This window comes from Mycobacterium sp. M26 (genome assembly GCF_001494595.1).
Taxonomy (GTDB): domain Bacteria; phylum Actinomycetota; class Actinomycetes; order Mycobacteriales; family Mycobacteriaceae; genus Mycobacterium.
Genome location: NZ_LN929908.1, coordinates 478,103 through 501,964, shown reverse-complemented (window position 1 = coordinate 501,964; position 23,862 = coordinate 478,103). Strand labels below are relative to the sequence as shown.

General features: G+C 68.0%; 20 protein-coding genes and 1 pseudogene. 6 read left to right on the top strand and 15 right to left on the bottom strand.

Annotated features, from left to right (window positions below):
• Both BN3385_RS11885 and BN3385_RS11880 read left to right on the top strand, forming a co-directional pair.
• Positions 1 to 768 (top strand): enoyl-CoA hydratase family protein, encoded by a 768-nt coding sequence (locus BN3385_RS11885; protein ID WP_059016975.1) that lies wholly within the window; start codon positions 1 to 3, stop codon positions 766 to 768.
• 66 nt (positions 769 to 834) lie between these two features.
• Positions 835 to 1,425 (top strand): DUF1707 SHOCT-like domain-containing protein, encoded by a 591-nt coding sequence (locus BN3385_RS11880; RefSeq protein WP_059016974.1) that lies wholly within the window; start codon positions 835 to 837, stop codon positions 1,423 to 1,425.
• A 61-nt stretch (positions 1,426 to 1,486) separates the two neighbouring features.
• Here BN3385_RS11880 and BN3385_RS11875 read toward each other — a convergent pair whose 3' ends face one another.
• The 12 genes and pseudogenes from BN3385_RS11875 to BN3385_RS11820 all read right to left on the bottom strand — a co-directional run bounded on the left by BN3385_RS11875 (position 1,487) and on the right by BN3385_RS11820 (position 15,023).
• Complete coding sequence (locus BN3385_RS11875) at positions 1,487 to 2,638, bottom strand: hypothetical protein (RefSeq protein ID WP_059016973.1); 1,152 nt, start codon at positions 2,636 to 2,638, stop codon at positions 1,487 to 1,489.
• Positions 2,639 to 3,039: 401 nt separating this feature from the next.
• Entirely contained in the window at positions 3,040 to 4,998 is a 1,959-nt protein-coding gene (locus tag BN3385_RS11870) for a vWA domain-containing protein (RefSeq protein ID WP_059016972.1), read from the bottom strand.
• Positions 4,999 to 5,129: 131 nt separating this feature from the next.
• On the bottom strand, positions 5,130 to 6,512 hold the full coding sequence (locus BN3385_RS11865; protein WP_059016971.1) for a magnesium chelatase ATPase subunit I: 1,383 nt from the start codon (positions 6,510 to 6,512) through the stop codon (positions 5,130 to 5,132).
• A 71-nt stretch (positions 6,513 to 6,583) separates the two neighbouring features.
• Positions 6,584 to 7,225 carry a hypothetical protein gene (locus tag BN3385_RS11860; RefSeq protein WP_059016970.1) on the bottom strand — a complete coding sequence of 214 codons (642 nt, stop codon included), beginning with the start codon at positions 7,223 to 7,225 and terminating at the stop codon, positions 6,584 to 6,586.
• 5 nt (positions 7,226 to 7,230) lie between these two features.
• Positions 7,231 to 8,814, bottom strand: coding sequence for a bifunctional phosphoribosylaminoimidazolecarboxamide formyltransferase/IMP cyclohydrolase (purH, locus tag BN3385_RS11855; protein WP_059016969.1), 1,584 nt, complete (start codon positions 8,812 to 8,814; stop codon positions 7,231 to 7,233).
• Positions 8,811 to 9,440 carry a phosphoribosylglycinamide formyltransferase gene (purN, locus tag BN3385_RS11850; protein ID WP_059016968.1) on the bottom strand — a complete coding sequence of 210 codons (630 nt, stop codon included), beginning with the start codon at positions 9,438 to 9,440 and terminating at the stop codon, positions 8,811 to 8,813. The genes purH and purN overlap by 4 nt, the downstream gene beginning before the upstream one ends.
• Before the next feature lie 106 nt (positions 9,441 to 9,546).
• Positions 9,547 to 9,969, bottom strand: a complete 423-nt coding sequence (locus tag BN3385_RS28585; RefSeq protein WP_059016967.1) for a hypothetical protein — start codon at positions 9,967 to 9,969, stop codon at positions 9,547 to 9,549.
• A gap of 118 nt (positions 9,970 to 10,087) precedes the next feature.
• Positions 10,088 to 11,068 (bottom strand): annotated as a pseudogene (locus tag BN3385_RS11840) (cell division protein PerM); the annotation flags it as partial.
• Complete coding sequence (locus BN3385_RS28580; protein ID WP_502688063.1) at positions 11,028 to 11,984, bottom strand: DUF5336 domain-containing protein; 957 nt, start codon at positions 11,982 to 11,984, stop codon at positions 11,028 to 11,030. The gene BN3385_RS28580 and the pseudogene BN3385_RS11840, both read right to left, overlap by 41 nt.
• 168 nt (positions 11,985 to 12,152) lie before the next feature.
• Positions 12,153 to 13,283 (bottom strand): dimethylsulfone monooxygenase SfnG, encoded by a 1,131-nt coding sequence (sfnG, locus tag BN3385_RS11830; protein ID WP_059016966.1) that lies wholly within the window; start codon positions 13,281 to 13,283, stop codon positions 12,153 to 12,155.
• Positions 13,284 to 13,345: 62 nt separating this feature from the next.
• Positions 13,346 to 14,518 carry a type III PLP-dependent enzyme gene (locus BN3385_RS11825; protein ID WP_059016965.1) on the bottom strand — a complete coding sequence of 391 codons (1,173 nt, stop codon included), beginning with the start codon at positions 14,516 to 14,518 and terminating at the stop codon, positions 13,346 to 13,348.
• Positions 14,487 to 15,023: a hypothetical protein gene (locus BN3385_RS11820; RefSeq protein WP_059016964.1), complete on the bottom strand. Its 537-nt coding sequence runs from the start codon at positions 15,021 to 15,023 to the stop codon at positions 14,487 to 14,489. Before BN3385_RS11820 ends, BN3385_RS11825 begins: the two co-directional genes overlap by 32 nt.
• Positions 15,024 to 15,159: 136 nt before the next feature.
• Here BN3385_RS11820 and BN3385_RS11815 point away from each other — a divergent pair, with 136 nt between their 5' ends.
• Positions 15,160 to 16,008, top strand: coding sequence for an LLM class F420-dependent oxidoreductase (locus BN3385_RS11815; protein WP_059016963.1), 849 nt, complete (start codon positions 15,160 to 15,162; stop codon positions 16,006 to 16,008).
• A gap of 226 nt (positions 16,009 to 16,234) precedes the next feature.
• Here the strand turns inward: BN3385_RS11815 and BN3385_RS11810 are convergent, their stop codons facing one another.
• Positions 16,235 to 17,758 (bottom strand): acetyl-CoA acetyltransferase, encoded by a 1,524-nt coding sequence (locus BN3385_RS11810; RefSeq protein ID WP_059016962.1) that lies wholly within the window; start codon positions 17,756 to 17,758, stop codon positions 16,235 to 16,237.
• 105 nt (positions 17,759 to 17,863) lie between these two features.
• Between BN3385_RS11810 and BN3385_RS11805 the strand changes: the two genes are divergently transcribed.
• Both BN3385_RS11805 and BN3385_RS11800 read left to right on the top strand, forming a co-directional pair.
• Positions 17,864 to 18,502: a TetR/AcrR family transcriptional regulator gene (locus BN3385_RS11805; RefSeq protein ID WP_502688062.1), complete on the top strand. Its 639-nt coding sequence runs from the start codon at positions 17,864 to 17,866 to the stop codon at positions 18,500 to 18,502.
• Positions 18,503 to 18,588: 86 nt separating this feature from the next.
• A complete protein-coding gene (locus BN3385_RS11800; RefSeq protein WP_059016960.1) occupies positions 18,589 to 20,442 on the top strand; it encodes a S9 family peptidase in 1,854 nt (617 codons plus the stop codon).
• A 53-nt stretch (positions 20,443 to 20,495) separates the two neighbouring features.
• Here the strand turns inward: BN3385_RS11800 and sucD are convergent, their stop codons facing one another.
• On the bottom strand, positions 20,496 to 21,398 hold the full coding sequence (gene sucD / locus BN3385_RS11795) for a succinate--CoA ligase subunit alpha (protein ID WP_059016959.1): 903 nt from the start codon (positions 21,396 to 21,398) through the stop codon (positions 20,496 to 20,498).
• Positions 21,399 to 21,413: 15 nt separating this feature from the next.
• Positions 21,414 to 22,577, bottom strand: a complete 1,164-nt coding sequence (gene sucC / locus BN3385_RS11790) for an ADP-forming succinate--CoA ligase subunit beta (protein WP_059016958.1) — start codon at positions 22,575 to 22,577, stop codon at positions 21,414 to 21,416.
• A gap of 244 nt (positions 22,578 to 22,821) precedes the next feature.
• Here sucC and BN3385_RS11785 point away from each other — a divergent pair, with 244 nt between their 5' ends.
• Complete coding sequence (locus BN3385_RS11785) at positions 22,822 to 23,862, top strand: M23 family metallopeptidase (RefSeq protein WP_082690433.1); 1,041 nt, start codon at positions 22,822 to 22,824, stop codon at positions 23,860 to 23,862.

Genomic DNA, 23,862 nt, shown 5'->3' with positions numbered 1-23,862 from the left:
ATGGAGTCGCTGGTCTCCTATGCGGTGGACGGGCACGTCGCCCGGCTGACGCTGGACTCGCCACACAACCGCAACGCCCTGTCGACCCGCCTCGTCGAGCAACTGCACGACGGATTACGCAGGGCCGCAGACGATCCCGCGGTGCGGGTGGTGGTGCTCGGCCACACCGGCGGAACATTCTGTGCGGGCGCCGATCTCAGCGAGGCCTCAGGCGGCGACCCGTTCGAGATGACGGCGGCACGGGCGCGCGAGCTGGCCGAGGTACTGCGTGCGATCGTCGCCTCGCCGCGGCCGGTGGTCGCCGCGATCAACGGGCACGTGCGGGCCGGCGGCATGGGCCTGGTCGGGGCGTGTGACCTCGCCGTCGCCGGACCGCGCAGCACGTTCGCCCTGACCGAGGCGCGGATCGGGGTGGCCCCGGCGATCATCTCGCTGACCCTGCTGCCGAAGCTGTCGGCGCGGGCGGCGGCCCGCTACTACCTCACCGGCGAGACGTTCAGCGCCGCGCAGGCCGCCGAGATCGGGCTCATCACCGAGGCGGCCGATGATGTGGACGCGACGGTCGCCGGTCTGGTGGCCGATCTGGCCAAGGGGTCGCCCCAGGGCCTGGCTGCGTCAAAGGCCTTGACCACCGCGGCGGTTCTGGCCGGATTCGATCGGGACGCCGACCGGTTGGCAACCGAATCGGCCCGGTTGTTCGTCTCCGAGGAAGCCCAGGAAGGCATGCTGGCGTTCCTGCAGAAGCGCCCACCGCGCTGGCTGCAATAGAACGCTCATGTGACAGATCAGCGAACACTCTTGCGGTTGCGAGGCAGAGTCGTACCCTCGTAGGCGATGAGCAACTTGACACCACGGGACGCATCGATGCGGGCCGCCGATGCCGACCGCATCCAGGTCGCACAGTTGCTCGGCGAAGCCGCCGCTCAAGGCCGTCTCGATGTCAGCGAGTACGAGCGCCGGCTGTCCGCGGCGTATGCGGCCACCACGTATGAGGACTTGGAGCGGCTGACCGACGATCTGCCCGGTGCGCCGGAGGCGCCGCGGCGCCGCGGGTCGAGCCGTCCCGCCCCGTCGACTCTTCTGCTGGCCATCCTCAGCGGGTTCGAACGTCGCGGCCGGTGGAACGTCCCGGGCCGGATGACCACGTTCACGCTGTTCGGCGGCGGAGTGGTCGACCTGCGATACGCCGACTTCACCTCGACCGATGTCGAGATCCACGCCTACTCGATCATGGGCGGTCAGACCATCCTGCTGCCGCCGGAGGTCAACGTCGAAGTCCACGGTGTCGGCGTGATGGGCGGCTTCGACCACACCGTCGACGGGAGCGGCACGCCCGGCGCCCCGAAGGTCACCATCCGCGGCTTCTCGCTGTGGGGTGGCGTGGGGATCAAACGCAAGAACCGCAAGACCGGTTCGACGGGTTAGCCCCCGACAACAACATCGGCCCCTTCCATTCGGAAGGGGCCGATGTTGTTGTCTGCGGGTGTTAGCCCTTGGCGCTGCCGCCGGAAGCGCCTGAGCCGCCGCTGCCCGAATCGCTCGACGAGCCGGAGTCCGACTTGTCGGCCTTCTTGCCCGAGAGCGCATCGGAGATCTTCTGGCCGATCTTGGCCAGCGGGTTCTCCGACTTGGCGGTCTTCGGAGCCTTCACCGTCGGGGTCGCCTTCGGCAGGGTGCCGGTGCTGGCCTCCGTGGTGTCGGTCGAGGTGTCCGTCGCGGTCTCGGTCTCGGTCGAGGTCTCCTCGGTCGCAGCCTCGGTCTCGGTGGCCGCAGCCTCGGTGGCCGTCGCGGCAGCCGCGGTGGTCTCCTCGGTCTCCTTCTTGAAGCCGCCGGTCGCCTTCGGCGCGGCCTCCGTGGCCGTCGCGGCCTCGGTGGTCGTCTCCTCCGACTTGGTGTCACCGGTAGTGGCGGTCTCCGTGGTGGTGGCCGCCAGCGTGCTGACCTCGGCCGACTTGGCAGCAGCCGAGGTGGCGGCGGCCGACGGCAGGGCGTCGCTGATCGAGGTGACGATGTAGCTCAGCACCGCGGACAGGCCCGGGGTGCCGTAGTCGAAGCTGCCGTCCGGGGTGGCGCCGTAGAAGTACAGGCCGGCCAGGATGCCGCCGCCGATGGTGATCGGGCCGAGGCTGATCTCCGGCAGCGCCTGGGCGGCCGAGTAGATCAGCGAGTTGACCACGTTGGTCACGCCGTACTTGAAGATCGTGTCAGCGAGCAGGCCCGGAACAGAACCCTCACCGAAGACCTCGTTGACCGCCACGTCGATGACCGCGGGGATGCCGCCGGCCTCGAAGTAGTAGTTGTCCAGGGTCAGGCCGGTGCTGCCCTCGTCACTGGTGCAGGTGTCCGAGGTGGCGCAGTCGATGACGTAGTAGAGGACGCCCGACAGACCGCTGATGAAGATATCGTTGTCAGCCTGGTAGTACGGCGAGTCCGGCCCGAGGAAGCCGCCCCAGCCGAACCAGTAGGCGTCGTTGATGCCCTGCAGCGTGACCTCGGTGATAGAGGTGAGCTCGTACTTCGCGGTCGACAGCGCGAGCGGGGCGGGTGAGGACGATGCCACCATGACATCGTTGGAAGGAACGATCGCCGGTACAGCGGCGACGACGGCAGCGGCGCTGGCGAGCGCGACTCCCGTCATAACGATTGGCCGAGTTCGTGACGCCATTGCTGATTCCCCTTGCTGGTGCGGGTTCGCCCTGGTTGTGACGAACTCGATGCTTTGCTGATACGAATCTTAGAAGATCCTGATGAATACTAAGGGGCTGTTTGCCGTCTAGCAAGCGGTACCGAAGAAATCGGCAGCCAGCAAGTTTCTCACCCGTCACAGCAATTACATAGCTTCGCCACCCCATGCGTTGCCGGTCACCCCGGCTGGTACCGTGCGTCGACCAGCCTCTACCACGTGTTCGCTAGAATTGCACACCTTAGAACGCATGCGTCAATAATGCCGATGTTTGCCACGCTCCCAGTGGCCCATTCTGGGCCGGCGAAACACCGTCTAGCCTTCTCAGTATTTGCTGAGGAATGGCCGGAGTCGGCTCAGCGGCGCCGTCGACGCGACCGAAGATAATCGCCGACGACTGCTGCACCCAGGCCGTCGAGATCGGGTTCCACCACCCTGCCCTCGACCCGGCGAGCAACCTGATCGATGAATCGGGCCAGCCCCGGATCGTTCCCCAACCTGAAAATCGTCACCTGTGCGCCGAGTCGGGCCACCTCGTCGAAGCCGCGGACGGTGTGGGCGATGGTCCGCGGGTGAGGCGGATAGTCAAAGAACACTGACGAGCCGCGGCCGTCGAAGTCTTCCAGGTGCGCGGTCGGTTCACCGTCGGTGACGACGAGGACCACCGGCTGGGCGTTCGGATGCCTGCGCAGGTGACGCACCGCCAGGGCCAGCGCGTGGTGCAGGTTGGTGCCCTGTTCGTAGACGCCTTCCAACCCGGTCAGCTCGGCGGCGGTGACGGTCCTGGCGTAGCGGCCGAACGCGACGATCTGCAGCGCATCGGACCGGAACCGGGTGCTGACCAGGTGGTTGAGCGCGAGGGCGGTCTGTTTCATCGGTAGCCACCGGTTCTCCATCACCATCGAGAACGAGGTGTCGACCAGCAGTGCCACCGCCGCCTGGGTGCGGGTCTCGGTCTCGGAGACCTCGACGTCGTCCACTGCGATCCGCAACGGCCCGTCCTCGCCGGTCCCGGCCCGCCGCAGCACTGCATTGGTCAGCGTCCGCGTCACGTTCCACGGCTCGGTGTCACCGAACGCCCACGGCCGGGTGGCCCCGGTCAGTTCGCCGGCCGCACCCGCGCGTCGGGTGGCCCGCTCGCCGTGCCGGCCGGACAGCTGCTGGGCGACGTCACGCAGCGCCGCCTGCCCGAGCTGGCGCATGGCCTTCGGGGACAACCGCCACTGACCGTCGGATCCGCGGTCCAGGAAGCCCTGGTTCATCAGGGCCCGTTCCAGCTCGGCGAGTGTGCGGGCGTCGATCGCGGCCTGGTCGCCCAGCTGGCGGGCCAGCGCGTCGAGGTCGACGTCGTCCATCGTCGCCCCGGCATAGCTCTGCGAAAGTTGCTCGGCCAGCTGCTCGAGGTCGGCGATGTCGGCCAGCGCCTGCGCGCCCTCCCCCATCCCCATCGGGTTGTCACCGGAGAACTCCGAGGAGCCGTCCCAGTCCTCACCGGGCCGGGCGGCTTGCAGGTGCGCATCGAGCCGGTTCAGCGCGTTCATCAGCTGCGGTGATCCGAACGCCTGCTGCGCCAGCGCATCCAGCTCGGCACGCTGGTCCGGGGTCAGGCTGTTGCGGAATCGCTGGGCCGCGGCAGCGCGCTTGGCCAGCGAGTCCAGCAGCTCCTCGACATTTTTCGGATTCTCCGGGAAGTACTGGCCATGCTTGGCCATGAAGTCGTGAAAATCCTGCGGAGTGTCCTCGCCGCGAGAGTGCTTGTCCAGCAAGTCGTTCAGGTCGTCCAGCATCTCGTTGACGGCCTGGCGGTCTTCGTCGGTGGCGTTCTCCAGAGCCTGCTTCATCCCGGCGAAACGCTGGTCGAGCATCTCCCGACCCATCAGATCCTTGATCTGGTCGTACTTCTGGCGTGCCTCCGGACTGCGCCAGTCGTACTCCGAGAGTTCCTGGACCGCCTTGGCCGGTGACGGCGAGAGCGCCTCGATCTGCAACTCCTGGAAGCGCGCGTCGTCATCGAGGGCGCGGGCCAGTTCCTTGCGCTCGGCCAGCACCGCCTCGTCGAGCAGCTTCTTGATCTCCTGCAGAGTGCCGTCAAGGTTGTTGCGGTTCAACAATTCTCGACGACGCCGGTTCACCTCGGCGGCAAGCCGGTCGGCGCCCTTCATGTTCTGGGTGCCGCGCCGCAGCAGTTCGGACAGGGCACGGCGCGGCGAGGTGCCCTCCATGACGTCCTGGCCGATCTGTTCGAGCGCCTCGCGCAGATCCACCGGCGGGGCCAGCGGATCGGGCCCGCCGGTGTAGGCGGAGGGACAGGGCACGGCGCGGCGAGGTGCCCTCCATGACGTCCTGGCCGATCTGTTCGAGCGCCTCGCGCAGATCCACCGGCGGGGCCAGCGGATCGGGCCCGCCGGTGTAGGCGGAGTAGCGGGAGTCGTGCGCCCGCTTGGGTTTAGCCATAGACGGTTTCGCCCTCGCCGGTCACCTTGTCGATGCGCTTGGCCAGATACAGCGCCTCCAGCGCCAATTCGAGTGCGGCCGCGCGCTGTCCGTCGGATTCGGCGCCGAGCCGCTCGGCGATCGCCTCGATGACCGGCAGGTCGGGCAGCGCGGCCAGCACATCCTTGGCCGACACCTGCTCGCCGGTCGTCACCGCCGACCCGCCTTCGACGGCGGCCACCAGCGGGCCGACGTCGATCCCGCCGAGCACCCGCTGGGCGGTGTCGGCGGTGGCGCGCCGCAGCAGGTGTTCGAGCACCGCCTGTTCGCGGCCCTCCTCACCGGACTCGAATTCGAGTTTGCCGCGCAACACGTCGATGATCGTGCCGAGATCGACCACCCGCGCCACGGGCTCGTCCTCGCCGAGTACGGCACCCCGATGGCGCGCCGAGGCGGCGACGGTTTCGGCGGCCGCGATGGCGAACCGGGCCGAGACGCCGGAGCGCTGGTCGACGGAGTTGGACTCGCGAAGGTAGCGGGCGAAGCGGGCAATGATTTGCATCAGGTAGGTCGGAACCTGCGCCGACAGGTGCGCTTCCTGGCTGATGACGCCGACTTCGGCATCCAGCTCGCGCGGGTAGTGGGTGCGGATCTCGGCCCCGAACCGGTCCTTGAGCGGGGTGATGATGCGGCCGCGGTTGGTGTAGTCCTCCGGGTTGGCGCTCGCCACGACCAGAACGTCCAGCGGCAGCCGCAGGGTGTACCCGCGGACCTGGATGTCGCGCTCCTCCATCACGTTGAGCATCGAGACCTGGATCCGCTCGGCAAGGTCGGGCAACTCGTTGACAGCGACGATGCCGCGATGCGCCCGCGGGATCAGGCCGTAGGCGATGGTCTCCGGATCACCGAGGGTGCGGCCTTCGGCGACCTTGATCGGGTCGATGTCGCCGACCAGGTCGGCCACGCTGGTGTCCGGGGTGGCCAGCTTCTCGGTGTAGCGCTCACTGCGATGCCGCCAGGTGATCGGCAGGTCGTCACCGGATTCCTGGACCCGGCGGATCGACTCCGGGGTGATCGGCGAGAACGGGTGCTCACCGAGTTCGGCGCCCTCGATCACCGGGGTCCACTCGTCGAGCAGGTTGACCAGGGAGCGCAGGATGCGGGTCTTGCCCTGGCCGCGCTCGCCGAGCAGGACGAAGTCGTGACCGGCGATCAGGGCCCTCTCGAGCTGCGGGATCACGGTGTCCTCGAAGCCGAAGATGCCTGGCCAGACCTCGTCGCCTTCGGCCAGCGCGGCAAGCAGGTTCTCCCGGAGCTCCTCCTTGACGGTGCGCTCACGGTGGCCGGAGGCACGCAGTTCGCCGAGGGTGCGGGGGAGGTTGTCAGGTGACGTCACGCCTCCACGCTACGACTGCCGTCGCGCGCAGGCACCCGGTACCTCCTTACCCGTGCGTGACGATGTCCCCGCTAGGCCGGCGAGAGCATCTGGAATCCGGTCAGGATCGTCTCGGCGTCACGCCGATAGGTGGCGTCGTTCGGGTCGGCGCTCTGCACCGTCACCGTGATGGCGTAGGTCCGCCCGCCGCTCTGCAGCACCGCGCATAACACCCGCGCCGGATGCGGCGGCAGACCTCCCACCGAGGGCATCTGGTAGTCGATGGTCTCCGCGGGCAGACCGCACAACGTGGTCTTGGCCGACTGCATGTCCCTGGCCCCCAGCCCGGACCGTAGACCCTGGCGCTGGGCGTCGAACACGTCGTTGGGTTCGGTCAGGCCCGGTCTGCTCTCCAGCGTCACCACCGCGGTCGGGGCGAACCCGCCGGTGGCCAGACCGGTGTTGCGCATGGTGTAGCGGATCAACTCGGAGTCCATCATCCGGACCCGCTCCCAGCCGGCGGGCTGGGGAATCTTGAGCACCGGCTCGCCCTGGCCGCGCGGCGGGATCTCGGTGAGCGGGGCGTCGACCGCGGTGCAGTCGGCGGCGGTGGCCCCCGAGGTGCCCAGGTTGACGGCGGCGACCCCGCGGGCGTCGTCGATCACCCGGGTGCACGACGTCACCAGCACCAGGGCCGTCGCTGCGACCACCACCACCCGCGCAGACCTCATCATCGACCTCAGTGCGCGAAGTGCCGGGCGCCGGTGAGGTACAACGTGATTCCCGCCTTGGCGGCTGCCTCGGTGACCAGTTCGTCGCGCATCGAGCCGCCCGGGTGGACGATCGCCTTCACACCGGCGGCGGTCAGCGTCTCCAGCCCGTCGGGGAACGGGAAGAAGGCGTCACTGGCGGCGACCGCCCCGCGCACCCGCTCTCCGCCGCGTTCGACGGCCAGCCGGGCCGCGTCGACCCGGTTGACCTGGCCCATGCCGACGCCGACGGTGGCCCCGTCGGCCGCGACGACGATCGCGTTGGACTTGACCGCGCGGCAGGTGCGCCAGGCGAACACCAGGTCGGCCAGGGTGGCCGGATCGGCAGCCGCACCGGTGGCCAGCGTCCAGTTCGCCGGGTCATCGCCGGGGGCGTTGATGCTGTCGCGTTCCTGCATCAGCAGTCCACCGCTGATCTGGCGGATCTCCACCCCGTCGATGGGCGGCTCGGCGGCGACCAGGACGCGAATGTTCTTCTTGCGGGCCAGGATGTCGACCGCGCCGGGCTCGTACGCCGGGGCGATGATGACCTCGGTGAAGATCTCCGAGACGAACTCGGCCATCTCCACCGTCACCTCGGTGTTGGCCGCGATCACCCCGCCGAAGGCGCTCAGCGGATCGCACTCGTGGGCCTTGCGGTGGGCGTCGGCGACCGACACTGACGAGATCGCGATACCGCACGGGTTGGCGTGCTTGATGATCGCCACGCAGATCTGCTCGTGGTCGAAGGCCGCCCGCCATGCGGCGTCGGCATCGGTGAAGTTGTTGTAGGACATCTCTTTTCCGTGCAGCTGCTGCGCCTGCGCCAGGCCCGGCCAGCCCACGTCATCGCTGTAGAGCGCGGCCTGCTGGTGCGGGTTCTCGCCGTAGCGCAGCAGCGAGGTGCGCCGCCAGGTGCGGCCGAACCACGGCGGCAGGAACCCCGGGGCATCCCCCTCTTCGGGAGCCAGCGTGAAGCCCATCCAGCTGGCCACCGCGACGTCGTACTCGGCGGTGTGCCGGAAGGCCAGCGACGCCAGTTTCTTGCGCTCGTCGAAGGTGAAACCCCCGGCGCGCACCGCGGCCAGCACCCCGTCATAGCCCAGCGGGTCCACCACGACGGCGACGCTGGCGTGGTTCTTGGCCGCGGCCCGGACCATCGACGGGCCGCCGATATCGATCTGCTCGACGCACTCGTCGATCTCGGCCCCGGAGTCCACGGTCTCGCTGAACGGGTAGAGGTTGACCACGACCAGGTCGAAGGGCTCGATGTTGAGCTTCTCCAGCGCGGTCACGTGCTCGGGGTTGCGGGTGTCGGCGAGCAGCCCCGCGTGGATGTGCGGGTGCAGGGTCTTGACCCGGCCGTCGAGCACCTCGGGGAAGCCGGTCACGGTCTCCACCGGTGTCACCGGAATGCCCTTGCTGGCAATCGTTTTGGCGGTAGAGCCGGTGGACACGATGTCGACGCCGGCGTCATGCAGCCCCTGCGCGAGCGGGATCAGGCCGCTCTTGTCGTACACGCTGATCAGCGCGCGCCGGATCGGTCTCTTGCCGATCAAAGTCCCCGACGTCATCCTATGGTCGCCTTTCTGCCACTCCAGGTCACACCGCGCGTTGCCACCGCGGCCAGCACGTCCACCAGCAGTCGTCGTTCGACGACCTTGATGCGTTCGTGCAACGTGTCTTCATCGTCGCCGTCGAGAACCTCGACCGCCTCCTGGGCCAGGATCGGCCCGGTGTCCATCCCGGCATCCACCAGATGAACCGTGCATCCGGTGACCCTGACCCCGTAGTTCAGCGCGTCCGGTACCGCATGCGCGCCGGGGAACGACGGTAGCAACGCCGGGTGGGTATTGACCACGCGGCCGATGAAGCGCGAAAGGAATTCGGGGCCAAGGATTTTCATGAAACCCGCCGACACGATCAGGTCGGGTTGGTGGGCTGCGGTGGCGTCGGCGATCGCGCTGTCCCAGGCGGCGCGGTCCGGGTGGTCACCCAGGCGCACGCAATAGGACGGGATACCGGCCGCCTGCGCGATCTGCACGGCCCGGCAGTCGCGGTCGACGCCGACGGCGACGATGCGGGCCGGAAAGTCGCCGACCGCGGAGTCCAGCAGCGATTGCAGCAGCGATCCGGTTCCCGAAGCCAGGACGACCACACGGGCCGGCGCGCTGGGCGGGATGCGGAGGGGATGCTGCACGGCGATGAGCCTAGCTGTGGTTTGTCCCCGGCGAGACCGGGCACCCGGCTGATCACGCCGAGATTGACGTCACGCCGGCCGGTACTCGCACGTTGTCGGCGTGAGCTCAGTCTCGTGGCGGCTGGGGCTCGTCGGCCTCGATGTCGTCGTCGACGAACATCAGGTCCTCGACATCCTCGAGGTCAGGTGCGGGCCGAACCGGCGGCGGTGGGGGCACCGGAACCGGCTCGGGTTCTGGCTCAGGCTCGGGTTCGGGTTCGGGCTCGAATACCGGCTCGCCCACCAGGTCGTCGACCACCGGCTCGCCCAGGATGATCGGCTCGGTCATCGGCTCACCTTCGGGCTCGGCCACCACCAGCGGCGGCGCCACCCGCTTGGGCCGGCGCACCACGCCGCCGGACATCACCACGGTCAGGCCGCCGACGAGGAAAAACCAGAAGAACACCCCGGGCCCGAAGGTGCTCTGATCCACCCCGACGTCACCGAAGTTGCCCAGCTTCCCGCCCCCGGCGTAGCCGAGTAGCGCCATCGTCGCCGCCGACAACAGGGCGGCCACCGCGAGCTTGCCCAGCGCCGCCGGAAGCGGCAGCGGCCGGCGGGCACACTGCTGCCCCACCGCCACCCCGGCTGCGGCGCCGATGATCAGTAAGGCCACCCGACAACAGGGCGGCCACCGCGAGCTTGCCCAGCGCCGCCGGAAGCGGCAGCGGCCGGCGGGCACACTGCTGCCCCACCGCCACCCCGGCTGCGGCGCCGATGATCAGTAAGGCCACCCACACCGGGCCCAGCGGTGGCGTGGGCACCGCCGCCAGGATGGGCAGCGCCGGGATGTCGCCGCCGAACACCGTGAAGGAACTGAACGTCGCGAACCCGATGTGGGCGCTGGAGCCGACGGCCACCGCCGAGGCCCCCACGATCACGTTGGGCGCGTACAGCGCCGACAACAGCGTCAGGCTCAGCTGGCCGAACAGCGAGTCGGTGATCGCGAACAGCTCGTGCATGGTGCCCCAGTGCACCACCAGGGAGGCTGCCGTCACCGCGGCCGACAGCCCGAACAGCGCGAGAACGCCGGCCGTGGCGGCCCGCACGGTATCGCCCAGCCACATCGGCAGCCCGAGCGCCCGCAGCGCACGCCAGCCCACCTGTGATCCCACCCCGATCAGCGCGCCGATGAGGTGTACCGCCAGCACGCCGGAGAACGCCCGCAGCGCACTGGGCGTCTGCAGGTCCGTGATCACCGAGGAGGCATCGTGGATGACCGCCAGGGCGATCGCCGCGATGAGTAGCGGTCCGCCCACCGCCGAGGCCACGATCCAGCGGGTCACGAACCACGACGCACGCGGCGAGGTGGCCTGGGCGGTGGTGCGCGCGGTACCCCACACCATCAGCAGCACCGGCAACAGTGGCAGCGCACCGAGCTGATGCCCGGCGATCGAGATCGGCACCTGATGCACCGCCAGCCACATGCTGGCGACAGCACCGAGCGTGCCGGTCATATCGCTGTTGGCGATGACGAGCTGTAGCAGCGTCACCGCGGTGATCACCACGAGTGCGACCACCGACGGGCCGAACGCGACGCGAACCAGGTCACGCGCCTGGCGCGCGCCGACGGGCCGCTGGTCCTCCATTCGCGTCACTGGTCGCGCTGGTATCCGGAGCGCGCGAGGCGCACCCGGTTAGGACGGCGTCGGGCCAGACGACGGCGACGACGGCGACGACGGCGCCTGGGACTGCTGCCCGGGCTGCCCGGGTGCCTGCTGCTGCTGGCCCGAGCCGACGGACGGCGGCGGGCTGAAGCTCGGGAACCCGGTGGGCGGGGTGGGCGGTCCGCTCTGCGGGCCGGCTGAAGCTCGGGAACCCGGTGGGCGGGGTGGGCGGTCCGCTCTGCGGGCCGGGACCGGAGAAGCCGCCGGTGGACGGACCCGACGGGTAACCGCCGTACTGCGACGGGTAGCCGGGTCGCTGGCCGGGGCCCTGCGGTCCGGGCTGGCCGTAGTAGCCGCCGGGGGGCGGACCGTACTGGCCGTACTGCTCATAACGGGGTCGCGGAGCCGGCGCGGTGATGACACCGGCTTCGAGCAGCAGCGCCGCGACGGCGGCGACGGCTTCCAGGATCGTGAAGGCCAACACCAGCCACAGGGCCCAGCCGATCGAGAACCCGGTCGGCTTGCTGACCACCTGTGCGATGACCAGCAGCACGGCCAGCACCGAGACGGCCGCCACGATCGCGGTGTACGGCTTGGCCTTGGGCACCAGGCTGACCGCAGCCAGCAACGCGGCCAGCACCGCCGCGATGACGGGGTACCCGCCACCGCTGCCGGTGAGTTCGGCACCGCCGAACGGGCCGAGTTCGGCGGTGACGGTGAACACCGGGCCGAAGCTGGCGAGGTAGGCGGCCAGGCCGGCCACCACCACGCCGATCGTCAGATACAGGGGCAGCTTGCTGGGGCCCGGGTCGCTCGGGGCGAACGACGGCCCGGCAGCCCCGTACGCGCCCTGCGGCTGCGTGGGCGGGTAGCCCGGGTTGTTGGGCGGGTAAGTCATGGCCTCTCCTTCAGCCTTGGCGCGCCGCGCTCCCCTGCGGCGCTGCGTCGGTTGTGGCACTCGAACGGACCCACTGGCCCAGTTCGACCACCAACGCTAGCGCACCGCGCCGCAGGGGCGGCGACCATCGGCGTGTCACACAGGCAGTTGGCAAACTGCCCGCACGGCTCAGGCAGAAGCCAGCAGCGGCGCACCCACCGAATCGCTGTCGGCGGCTTCGATTTCGCGGACCAGGGGCAGGACCCGGGAGCCGAAGTATTCGATTTCTTCCTGGAAGTGCAGGAAGCCGCCGAGGATGAGGTCCACGCCGCGTTTGCGGTAGGCGGCGATGCGTTCGGCGATCTGCTCGGGGGTGCCGATCAGCTGGGTGCGGAACCCGTCGTTGTACTGGACCAGGTCTTCGAAGCTGGAGTCGGCCCACATGCCGCGCTTGTCGGCCGTGGAGGCACCGGCCTGCTGGACCGCCGAGCGGAATCCCTCGACCGCGGGCTTGTTGGCCTTGGCGATGATCTCCCGCAGCGTTTCCTTTGCTTCTTTCTCTGAGTCCCTGGCGATGATGAACCCGTTGAGCCCGACCTTGACCTCCCGGCCGGCCTCGCGGGCATGATCGCGGACCTCGACCACCTGCTCGGTGATGCCGTCGAAGTCCTTGCCGTTGGAGAAGTACCAGTCGGCGTAGTAGCCGCCGTTGCGCCGCGCGGCACTGGAGTTGCCGCCCTGGAACAGTTCGGGGTTGGGGCGCTGCTCGGTGTTCAGCGGCTTGGGCTTGAGAGTGAAATCGTGGATGCGGTAGAAATCGCCGCGGAAATCGACGTTGTCCTCGGTCCAGATCTTGCGGATCACCTGCAGGAACTCCGCCGAGCGACGGTAGCGCTCATCGTGCTCGAGCCACGGCTCACCCAGGTGGGTGAACTCGTCCTTGAACCAGCCGGAGACCACGTTGATGGCGAACCGGCCCCCCGAGAGGTGATCGGCGGTCGCACCGAGTTTGGCCAGCACCGCCGGATGCCACAGTCCCGGATGCACCGCGGCGATCACCTTGAGCCGCTGGGTGGCCAGCAGCAGCGCCAGGCTGAAGCTGGTCGACTCGTGCTGGAACTCCGCGCCGTAGGAGGCCTCGTAGCGCACCTGGCTCAGCGCGTACTCGAACCCGTTGTTCTCCGCGGTCTGGGCCAGCTTCGCGTTGTACTCGTAGTTCCAGTCCGTGCGCTGTTCGATATCACTGGTCACCAACCCACCACTGACATTGGGCACCCAGTAGGCGAACTTGATCTCGTCTGCAATGCGTTCGGTCGTCACGGTGAGCCATCAGAGCAAAGCGGCGCCCATCCGTCGCGGTTAAGACGCGTGATGAACGAAAGTCAGGCCAGCACGATCGGGGTGGCCTCGATACCGTTGAACCGTGACGAGGTCACCGAGGTGTAGGCCCCCATCATGGGACTGACCACCAGGTCGCCCACCGACAGCGGAGGCATCGGATAGTCCCGCGCGATCACGTCGGCGCTGTCACAAGTTGGCCCGGCCAAAGTGACTGACTCCAAAGCAGATTCGGCGGGTATGCCGTCGAGCACCTCCCGCAGCGCCAGGATCGGCGGATGGACATCTTCGGTCAGCACGTTCGAGTAGCTGCCGTACAGACCGTCGTCGAGATAGTGCCAGACCCTGCCGTCGCGCACCGCGGTGCCCACCACGCTGGACACCAGCGTCATGGCGTCGGCAGCCAGGAACCTCCCAGGTTCGGCCAACAACGCGAAGTCATGACGCCGGTCCCCCAGGACGTCGTCGACGATGGCGCCGATCGAGTCGATCGCCGGCATCGATTCGCGGTAGTCCACGGGGAAGCCGCCGCCGATGTCGATCACCCGCGCCCGCACGTCGATGGTGCGCGCGAGCTGGTCGACCAGGTCCAGGGTGTCACGCAGCGCGCGGCGGTACGGCTCAACCGAGGCGCTCTGGCTGCCGACGTGAAAGCTGAAGCCCGCGAACCGAACTCCGGCGGCAAGGACGTGCTTGACCACCAGTTCGGCCTCGGCGGGCGGCACCCCGAACTTGGTGGACAGGTCGGATTTGGCCGTCGGGTTCGCAAAGCTCAGCCGCACCAGGATCTCGATGTCGGCGGGCAGACCGGTGAACTTGTCCGCCTCCACCGGGTTCTCCACGACGAACATCCGGATTCCGGCGCGATAGGCGTGCTCGATATCGGCGCGCTTCTTGATCGGGTGGGTGTGCACGCAGCGGTCCATCGGCAGACGCAGGCTGCGCAGCAGGTCCACTTCGGCGTTGGTGGCGACATCGAAGCCGCCACCCCAGGCCGCCACCGTCATCAGCACGGCAGGGTGCGGCAGCGCCTTGACGGCGTAGTGCGGCCGGACCCCACGCAGATAGGTGGCGAACTGCCGGTAGCGCGCCGCCACCCGGTCCGGATCGAGGATCAGCAGGGGTGTGCCATGTACGGCGATCAGGTCCTGCCAGGCGTTCTTGGCCGCCTCGGCCCGAAGTTCCCTACGCAGCGTGTGCCGTCGTCGCGGATCCATCATCCACCTTCTCTTCCTGTTGTTCCCGTCCGCCGGTACCGGCGACCAGCCCTGTGAAACGCTCGTAGCTGAAGATGGCGCAGCCGTAGAAAGCCAAGTCGGAGAACACCTTTGCGCCGATCCAGCCGAGCACGGCGGTGCCCAGCAGCGCCGGCCCGAGGTAGTAGGCCAGCGGGCGGACCAGCAGGGAATCCACCAGCTCGGCGGGCCCGAACTCCACCGCGACGCTGCGCAGCGCGAGCGCATTGGCTGCGGCCACCCGCACCGGCCAGCGCCGGCCGGTGGCGGCGGCGTAGGACACGCGGACCGCGTTGCGGTAGGCGATCGCGTAGAACCCCACCGATGCGCCCACGGTGCCGGCCACCGCTGCGGCGCCGAACGACTCGGTCAGTACGAACAGCAATCCGGCGCCGCCGATCTCACCCACCGTCCCGGCGATCTCACACGGGAGGTAGCGGCGAACCCATTCGAGGATCTTGCGACGCAGCAGATGGTTGTCGGCCATGAGATGACGGTGATCTGTGCGCAGTCCGGCGTCACGAGTGGTGCGCTACTCGTCTCGCCGCGCACAGCACTCGCCCCGCCGCGGCGATCGGGACCTGCCCTTGCTGTCGGCACTGGAACTCGTTCTAATCCTTGCCATGGATTACGGGCTTGTTCTGTTCACCAGCGACCGCGGCATCACCCCGGCGGCGGCCGCCAAACTCGCCGATGACCACGGCTTCCAGACGTTCTACGTTCCGGAGCACACCCACATCCCGGTCAAGCGGGAGGCCGCCCATCCCGGCACCGGTGACGAGACCCTGCCCGACGACCGCTACATGCGCACCCTGGACCCGTGGGTGAGCCTGGGTACCGCGGCCGCCGTGACCTCCCGGGTCCGGCTGTCCACCGCCGTGGCGCTGCCCGTCGAACACGACCCCATCACATTGGCGAAATCGATTGCCACCCTTGATCATCTGTCCGGTGGCCGGGTCAGCCTCGGGGTCGGCTTCGGCTGGAACACCGATGAATTGCTGGATCACCACGTGCCGCCGAACCGCAGGCGCACCGTGCTGCGCGAGTACATCGAGGCCATGCGCGCGCTGTGGACCCAGGAAGAGGCCGCCTACGACGGCGAGTTCGTGAAGTTCGGCCCGAGCTGGGCGTGGCCCAAGCCGGTCCAGCCGCACATCCCGGTCTTGGTGGGCGCCGGCGGCACCGAGAACACCTTCAAGTGGATCTCGCGGCACGCCGACGGCTGGATCACCACCCCGCGCGACTTCGACATCGACGCCCCGGTGGCGCTGCTGCACGAGACCTGGGCCGCGGCCGGGCGCGAGGGCGCCCCCCAGATCGTGGCGCTGGACTACAAGCCGGTGCCCGAGAAGCTGGAGCACTGGCGCGAGATCGGGGTGACCGAGGTGCTGTTCGGCCTTCCGGACAAGCCCGCCGACGAGGTCGCCGCATACGTCGAGCGGCTGGCGGGCAAGCTCAGCGCGCTGGCCTGAGTGCGCCGCACACCTGGATTCGAGTAGGGCACCACTCGTGCCCTCGGCGCGGGTTCCGACGACAGTTCACAGCGTCAGGTATCGGCTGTGAACAACGAGGAGGAGCCATGCCATCCATCAGCCCACTGATCATCAAAGTGATCGACGGTATCGATGCCGGCCCGCGACGGACCCGGAATCAGCGCAAGCCAGCCCGGACCCGGTTCGGGACCCGCGCTCGCCGAGGCTAGGCCAGAACGGCGCGGTTGTCCTTCTCGGTCGACCGCACCGTGATGCGCGCACCCAGCGGGTCACCGTCGGTGAGTAGCCCGACGAGGTCGGGGTCCTCGGTCAACGCCAGGAACCGGCTGTTGTCGGCGGCCAGCCGCCCGATGATGATGCCGGTGCGCACCGGCCAGTCGTAGCGCACGGTGTAGGTCTCGATGGTGGCCGCGCCGTCGGCCTTCTCGGTGACGGGAACCACCGGCCGCGCGGCGACCTCGCGGCACAGCTCGGCGCTGTTGTCCGGTTTCCAGTCCACCGGCGTGGTTGAGTACACCCCGACGGAGTACTTGCTCATGATGCCGCCATTGGCAGCCACCAGGCCGAAATCACCTGGGCGATCGCGCATCTCGCTGACCGTCTCGGCGATGCCGTGCAGCGAGTAGTTGTTGCCGGGTCCGCCGAAGTACGGCAGGCCGCCAGTCAGCGTCAGCCCGCGCGGGTCGTCGGTGGCCAGCCCGGTGCCGTCGCAGAAGTTGAACACCGGCACCGGGAAGCAGCTGTAGAGGTCGAAGGTGGAGATGTCGTCGATACCGACGCCGGCCACCGCCATCGCTTCGTTGATGGCGAGTACCGAGGACGAGTTGTAGTCGATCTGGGTGCGGTCGAGCAGCGGCTGGTCGGTCACGTCGGCATGGCCGTGCAGATAGACCCAGCGCTCCTCGGGCACCCCGAGGCGGCGGGCCGCCTCCACCGACATCAGCACCGCAGCCGCACCCATGTTGACCTGATCGCGGGCCACCAGCAGCCGCGGATACGGGTCACAGATCATCCGGTTGGAGTCGGTGACGGTGATGATCTCCTCGACGGAGCGTTCCACCGGGGATGACGAAAACGGGTTCTTGGCAGCGACTTTGGTGAACGGGGCGAAGAGCTCGCCCATGGCACGCCGGTACTCGGCGACACTCAGGCCCACCCGGCCGCGGCGCGCGTTCTCCAATAGCCCGTACTGGGCGGGCGCACCGACCAGACCGTGTGCCACGGTGTACTCGGTGAACAGACCCTCATAGCCGTAGCCGCGGTCTTCCAGCGAACCCTCGACGGTCTCGGAGTGATCGGGCTTTTCCCGGTCGGCGTAATACCGGATGCTGGAGGTGTTTTCGGAGCCGAAGATCATGACGACGTCGGCGCCGCCGGCCGCGATGTGGCCGGCGAATTCGGTGACCAGATGCTGCGGGCCGTTGCCACCGATGGGCTCGAGGACGGCGCGTGCCGGTGTGGCCCCGATGCGCTTGGCCACTGAGCGCGGGTAGTTGTTCGACCCGCCCATCGGGGTGGGTGCCCGTCCGGAGATCTCGAACTGCCGGGTCCCGGCGACGGTGTCGATGGCCCGGGCCACCGCGGCGGGGTCGGCCCCGGTGTCCCGCAAAGCGGCCTCGGCGGCGGCGGTGGCCAGATCGACTGACGACAGACCGCGGTAGCTGGACTCGCCGAGGCGTTCGGTGAACTGACCGGCGCCGACGATGACGGGGGTGCGCGGATCGACCATAGTTCGACAGGCTAATAGAACTCGTTACAGTTCCGCCAACCGGCACCGGCGCCGTCACAACCTTGACCGTTTTGTCACTTAGTGACACTCTGGAAATGTCACTAAGTGACAGAACCGGGGAGGGTGCAGATCAGCGACAGGCAGGAGCAGGCGCGACTGGCGGTGTCGCGCAAGGCGGCGGCCCTGTTCTGGGAACGGGGGGTCGCTGCCACCAGCGGCGACGATATCGCCGCCGCTGCCGGAGTCTCGACCAGAACCGTCTGGCGCTACTTCCGATCGAAGGAGAGCTGCGTCGAGCCACTACTGGCCAAGACGGCCGAGCGCTTCTTGCGGTCGGCCCGTCGATGGCCTCCCGAGCTCTCCCTCAGCGAGCATCTCGTCGCCGACACGGTGGATTTTCCGCTGTCACCCGAGGACATCGCCGACGAGGTGGCCGCACTCCGTATCGGGACGCTCACCGCGACAGAACCGGCGTTGCGGGCCACCTACCTGATGGTCCACGACGAGATGGAACGCGGGCTCGCACCCGTGATCGCCGCTCGGCTGGGACTGCCCGCCGACGACCTCACCGTCCGGCTGTGTGCGGCGGCGGTCACCGGGGCATTCCGCGTGATCGACGAGGACGTCGGCCGCGCTGTCATCGTCGAGGGCAAATCGGTCAGCCAGGCCGAGGCGCTTGCTCTGGTGGACAGAGCGATTCGAGAAGCCACCAACGGCCGCGTGGGCGGTCCGGTGGTCCGCTAACCCCAACCCCGACAACCGAATACCCATCGCGAACCGGCACGACGGCCGGTCCGGCGGACCAGCACGCCCCTAGAAAGGAACTTTCGGTGCAACCCGATCTGATCACGGTAGAAGACTTCTTCAGCCCGCCCGAGCGCACCGCGGCGACGATCTCGCCGGACGGGACGCGGATCGCCTACCTCGCGCCGTGGCGCAACCGGCTCAACGTCTGGGTGCGCGATATCGACGCCGCGAGCCCCGCCCGGTGCGTGACCGCCGATGACACCCGCAGCGTCTACATCTATCGCTGGACCCATGACTCACGGTGGCTGATCTATCTGCAGGACAGCGGCGGCGACGAGCACTGGCACGTCTACCGGGTCGATCTCGAGGACCCGGCGGCCGACATCGTCGATCTCACACCGTTTCCGGGCGTGCGAGCCAGTGTCGAGCTGCTCAAGGGCCGGCCCGGCAAAGCCGTTGTCCAGCTGAACAAGCGGAACCCGGAACTGTTCGACGCCTACGAACTCGACATTGCCACCGGTGAACTGGCCATGCTCGCGCAGAACCCGGGCACCGTCGTCACCTGGCTGTGCAGCCCCGACGGCCAGCTGTTCACCTCGGTGCTGACCGGCGAGGGCGATATCGAGCTGGCACAGTGGCAAACGGCGACACAGACGCTGCGCACCATCAGGCGCTACGACGGCTCCGACTACCCCCTCGGCATCCATCCCATCGTCGTCTCCCCGGACGGCTCGGGTCTGTGGCTGGGATCGAATCAGGGCAGCGATCGCACCCGCCTCGTTCGCGTCGATGTCGCGACCGGCGAGGAAACCGAGATCGACAGCCATCCAACCTTCGATCTGGCCGCCCAGATGGTGCTGCCGTCACCGCTGATCATCAGTGAGCGCACCGGTGATCTGATCGGGGTGCGCTACTACGGGGATCGTCAGGTCATCCACGCCCTGGACCCCGAATTCGCCGCTGTTCTCGACAATCTCACCGCACTCTCCGACGGCGATCTGGCCATCGTGTCCGCCGACGCCGATGGCCGGCGGTGGGTGGTGAACTTCACCCACGACCGCGACCCGTGGGCCACTTACTTCTATGACCATTCCACCGGGGAGAGCCGATTGCTCTTTCGGCCCTATCCGCATCTGGATCCCGCAGCGCTGGCCCCGATGAACGCGATCACCATCACCGCCCGTGATGGACTGCAATTGCACGGATACCTGACCCTGCCGGTCGGCGTTGACCCGACGGGCCTGCCGCTGGTGCTGCTCGTTCACGGCGGGCCGTGGGCCCGTGACTGCTGGGGTTATCAGCCGGAGGTGCAGCTATTGGCGAACCGCGGATATGCGGTGCTGCAGGTCAACTTTCGCGGGTCGACCGGCTATGGCAAGGCCTTCACCAAAGCCGCGATCGGCGAGTTCGCCGGAGCGATGCACGACGACCTGATCGACGCTGTCGGATGGGCGGTGAGCCAGGGCATCGCCGACCCGCGCCGGGTGGCCATCTTCGGCGGCTCGTACGGCGGATATGCGGCACTGGTCGGGGTGACGTTCACCCCGGATGTGTTCGCGGCGGCTATCGACTATGTGGGTATCTCCAGCCTGGCCAACTTCATGCGGACGCTGCCGACGGTCGCGCGGCCGTTCCTGGCCAACAACTGGCATCTCTATGTCGGCGACCCATCCGACCCGGCGCAGGAAGCGGACATGGTGTCGCGTTCGCCGATCAGCAGAGTCGAGCAGATTCGCACACCGCTGCTGGTTGTGCAGGGCGCCAACGACTCTCGGGTGGTGCAGGCCGAGTCCGACAATCTGGTGCACGCGTTGCGCGAACGTGGCGTGGACGTCGAGTACCTGATCAAGGATGACGAGGGGCACGGGTTCGTCAACCCGGACAACCAGATCGACCTCTATCACGCCGTCGAGCGATTCCTGGCCGAGCACCTCTGACCGACGAAAAGCCCCCGGAGTCTGGGACTCCGGGGGCTCAACGGTGAAGCGAATTACAGGGTTTCGAAGATCTCGCGCGCCAGCTTGGCGGTCTCCGAGGGCGTCTTGCCGACCTTCACACCGGCGGCCTCGAGAGCTTCCTTCTTGCCCTGTGCGGTACCGGCACCGTCGGACACGATGGCGCCGGCGTGGCCCATGGTCTTGCCCTCGGGTGCGGTGAAGCCGGCGACGTAGCCGACGACGGGCTTGGTGACGTTGGCCTTGATGTAGGCGCCCGCCTTCTCTTCCGCGTCGCCACCGATCTCACCGATCATGACGATCAGCTTGGTCTCGGGGTCGTTCTCGAACGCCTCGATGGCGTCGATGTGGGTGGTGCCGATGACGGGGTCGCCACCGATACCGATCGCGGTGGAGAACCCGAGATCGCGCAGCTCGTACATCATCTGGTAGGTCAGCGTGCCGGACTTGGACACCAAGCCGATCGGACCCTTGCCGGTGATGTTGTTCGGCGTGATGCCGACCAGCGACTCACCCGGGGTGATGATGCCGGGACAGTTCGGGCCGATGATCCGGGTCTTCTGACCCTTCTCGACGTTGTAGGCCCACGCATAGGCGGTGTCCTGCACCGGGATTCCCTCGGTAATGACCACCAGCAGCGGGATCTCGGCGTCGATGGCCTCGATGATGGCGTCCTTCGAGAAGGCCGGCGGCACAAAGGCGATCGACACATCGGCGCCGGTCTCCTTGATGGCCTCGGCCACCGAGGCGAACACCGGGAGCTCGATGTCGTTGCCGTCCTTGTCGACGTGCGAGACCGTGGTGCCCGCCTTTCGGGCGTTGACGCCACCGACCACCTGGGTGCCGGCCTTGAGCATCAGCTTGGTGTGCTTGGTGCCCTCGCCGCCGGTGATGCCCTGGACGATGACCTTGCTGTCCTTATTCAGGAAGATAGACATATTTCGTTGGCTCCCTTACTTGTTGGCCAGCTCGGCGGCCTTATCGGCGCCGGCGTCCATGGTCTCGGCCTGGATGACCAGGGGGTGGTTGGCTTCGGCCAGGATGCGACGGCCCTCCTCGACGTTGTTGCCGTCGAGACGAACGACGAGCGGCTTGTTGGCCTCGTCGCCCAGGATCTGCAGGGCCTTGACGATGCCGTTGGCCACCGCGTCACACGCGGTGATGCCGCCGAACACATTGACGAACACGCTCTTGACCTGCGAGTCACCCAGGATGACGTCCAGTCCGGCGGCCATCACCTCGGCCGAGGCGCCACCACCGATGTCGAGGAAGTTGGCCGGCTTCACGTTGCCGTGCTTCTCACCGGCGTAGGCGACGACGTCCAGGGTCGACATGACCAGACCCGCACCGTTGCCGATGATGCCGACCTCGCCGTCAAGCTTGACGTAGTTGAGGTCGTTCTCCTTGGCCTTGAGTTCGAGCGGATCGGTGGCGTCCTTGTCCTCGAACTCGGCGTGGCCGGGCTGCCGGAAGTCGGCATTCGCGTCGAGGGTGACCTTGCCGTCCAGCGCAAGGATCTGATCGTCGGGCGTGCGCACCAGCGGGTTGACCTCCACCAGGGTGGCGTCCTCCTTGGTGAACACCTCCCACAGCTTCTGGATCGTCACGGCCGCGGCGTCGAGCACCTCGGCGGGCAGGTGGCCCTGCTCGGCGATGGAACGCGCGAAGGCCAGGTCGACACCCTTGACGGCGTCGACCGGAACCTTGGCGAGCCGCTCAGGCTTGGTGGCGGCGACCTCTTCGATCTCCATGCCGCCCTCGACCGAGCACATGGCCAGGTAGGTCCGGTTGGACCGGTCGAGCAGGAAGGAGATGTAGTACTCCTCGGCGATGTCACTGGCCTCCGCGACCAGCAGCTTCTTGACGATGTGGCCCTTGATGTCCAGGCCGAGAATGTTGGAGGCGTGGGTGAAGGCGTCCTCGGGGGTCGCGGCGTACTTGACGCCACCGGCCTTGCCGCGGCCACCCACCTTGACCTGGGCCTTGACCATCACGGGCTTGCCGATTTCCTCGGCAATGGCCTTGGCGTCTTCCGGGGAGTCGGTGACCCGGCCCGGGGTGGTGGGAACGTTGTGCTTGGCGAATAGTTCCTTCGCCTGGTACTCGAAGAGATCCATGTGCTCACTGTCTGGTCGGCGCTGACATGTTGATGGGGGAAGTCGCTCCGGGGGAACTGTATCGACACGCGCGAAACCCGCTAAGCCCGCCTACCACTCATGTGGCACATCTCACCGATGAGCCGAAGTGATTCAACTCACAATCGGTCGAGGAATAACGGCATCGGTTGAACCAGCATTGGAGATTGGTTAACGTCTGGGGGTCGAGATAACGCTTTGGTCACGGTAAGAGGGGCATTCGGTTTTGCGTCAGCATCGGTCGGACTCAGATCTCCTGGGAGATGATCGGACCGCACGCGCTGCGACCAGGGCTTTTGATCCCGAGCGGGTCGACGTCACCGACATCATCCCCTTCAACGAGTTCGGTGAGCTCGGTGGTCCCGACGTAGACTTCCGCGAGCACTCCGCCTTCGACACCGGGTCGCAGGTAGTGCACTCCCCCGAACTTGATGACATGCATGACGCCGACGACCTGACCCCGCTGCGCCTGGTGGTTCCCACCGAGTTCGCCTCGGCCCGCGACGCCGAGCGCGCCGAGCGCCCGCGGTTCGTCGACACCGAGATCACCGATATGCTGCCGCGCACGCCGCAGCACCGCCGCCAGCCGACCAGCGCCGCCAAGGGCCGCGTGATGATCGCCGCGATGGCCGCCGGCGCCGCTGCTGCCGCCGCCTACACCGCGGTCAAGCCGGCCACCGAGACCACCACCCAGACCGTGCTGGCCTCCGACAAGACACCCATCGAGGGCGGCGTCACCACGCCGCGCGGTGTTCAGCTCATCGCGGTCGCCCCCATCGCCGACGCCGCGGTGCACAGCGAGGAGCTCTCCAAGGGCGCCGCCTTCGCCCAGGAGCGCGCCGAGCGTGAGGCCCGGCTGCAGCGTCCGCTGTTCGTGATGCCCACCAAGGGTGTGTTCACCTCCGGCTTCGGCTACCGCTGGGGTGCCCTGCACGCCGGGATCGATCTGGCCGGCCCGATCGGCACCCCGATCTATGCCGCCGGTGACGGCGTGGTCGTCGACGCCGGGCCGACGGCCGGGTACGGCGCGTGGGTCAAGATCCGGCACTCCGATGGCTCGGTGACCTTGTACGGCCACGTCAACACCTGGAACGTACAGATCGGTCAGCGGGTGTTCGCCGGCGACCAGATCGCCACCATCGGCAACCGCGGCAACTCCACCGGACCGCACCTGCACTTCTCGGTTCTGCAGAACGGCACGAACTTCATCGATCCGGTGCCGTGGCTCGCCGCGCGGGGTATCTCGCTCGGCCCGTACGTCGGCTGA